The organism is Streptomyces sp. P5F9 (genome assembly GCF_057961495.1).
Genome location: NZ_JBXVPZ010000896.1, coordinates 1 through 1497, shown reverse-complemented (window position 1 = coordinate 1497; position 1497 = coordinate 1). Strand labels below are relative to the sequence as shown.

The 1497-nt window shown below is 72.7% G+C and carries 1 protein-coding gene; it reads right to left on the bottom strand.

What is annotated here, in order from left to right; all coding sequences use genetic code 11:
• Positions 1-54: 54 nt before the first annotated feature.
• Positions 55-1362: an MFS transporter gene (locus tag AC31A1_RS51275; protein ID WP_489659893.1), complete on the bottom strand. Its 1308-nt coding sequence runs from the start codon at positions 1360-1362 to the stop codon at positions 55-57.
• Positions 1363-1497 lie beyond the last annotated feature (135 nt).

Here is a 1497-nt window from a genome sequence, read left to right as displayed (position 1 = left end):
GTACGACAACGCCCGCACCCGCACCCGCCGAGCCCATCGGCATCACCGTCGCCGTCAGCTCTCTTGCGGACACGCCCGTTCGCGTATCGCCGCATCGCTCGGGGCACTCGCCCCACTCGGGCCGACCGGTATCGCGTCGGCCCGTACCAGCCCGCGTACGGCAGGCACCATGAGCAGCGAGATCGGCACCACGAAGCTCATCGCGCCCGCGACGAGGAGCACGTGGTCGGCGCCGAGGGCCGCGGCGGCGGGGCCCGCCAAGGCCTGGCCGACGGGCATCATCGCGAGGGAGCCCGCCACGTCGTACGCGTGGATGCGGTTGAGGACGTCCGGCGGGACCTGGGTCTGGACACTGGTCGCCCACATCACGCCCCAGAAAGACATCCCCACCCCGGCGACAGCGGCGCCGGCCGCCATGGCCGGTACGCCGAGTCCCGCCCCGACGGTCGCCGGGAAGCCGGCGAAGGCGAAGAGGGCAATCGCACCGGCGCGCAGCATACGGCGGGGGCGCAGCCGCAGGGCCAGCAGTCCGCCTACGACGGTGCCCGCGCCGAGGGCCGAGTTGACCAGGCCGTAGGCGCGTGGGCCGTGCTGTTGCACCACCTCGGTCGCCACGAGCGGAACGGTCGGGCCCCATACGGCGATCATGTAGAAGCACCAGACGGCGATGACTCCCCAGAGCCACGTGCGTGATCTGAACTCCCGCCATCCTTCGACGAGATCGGCCTTGAAGGCGCCCGACCCGTGCCCCGGCTCGCGGCTGCCCGGTGCGAGCGGGGGCAGCCGGAGCAGCAGGAGGCAGAGGGCGCTCACCGCGTAGGTGGCGGCGTGGGCCGCGAACACCCCGCCGGGCGAGGTGAATCCGACGAGCAGGCCCGCCACGGCCGGGCCCGCGAGTTGGGCGGCGGACTCGGCGATGCGTATCGCGCCGTTCGCACCCTGGATGTCGGAGGCGAGTCTCGGCACCGTGCTCGCCACGCCGGGCTGGAACACCGCGCCCGCCACGCCGTTGACGAAGCCGATCGCGCAGATCTCCCAGAGCACAACATGGCCGGTGAAGAAGAGCGCTGCGGCGAGGGACTGGGTGCCGAGGCGCACGAGGTCGGCGCCGATCATCAGCTTGCGGGTACTGAACCGGTCCGCGATCACCCCGCCGAAGACCACAAGTCCCGCGAAGGCGGCGGCCGTAGAGGCCATGGCGAGGCCGACCGCGCCCGCGCCGTACCCGTGTTCCAGCAGGCCGGCGGCGAGGGCGACGGGCAGCATGGTGTCGCCGAGGCGGGCGACGGCGCGGGCCACGAAGAACAACGCGAAGTCCCGTGACCAGACGGGGCGTTCGCCACCTCCGCCACTCCGCTTCACCGGCCCCGCAACCGTACCGGCACCCCCTCCAGCACGCCTTCCGGCAACGATGTCATCGCCGTCGCCGTCGCCATCGGCTCCGCCCGACTCCGCCTCCGGCGCGCTTCCCGTCCCAGTAGTCATCCCCCACAGCTC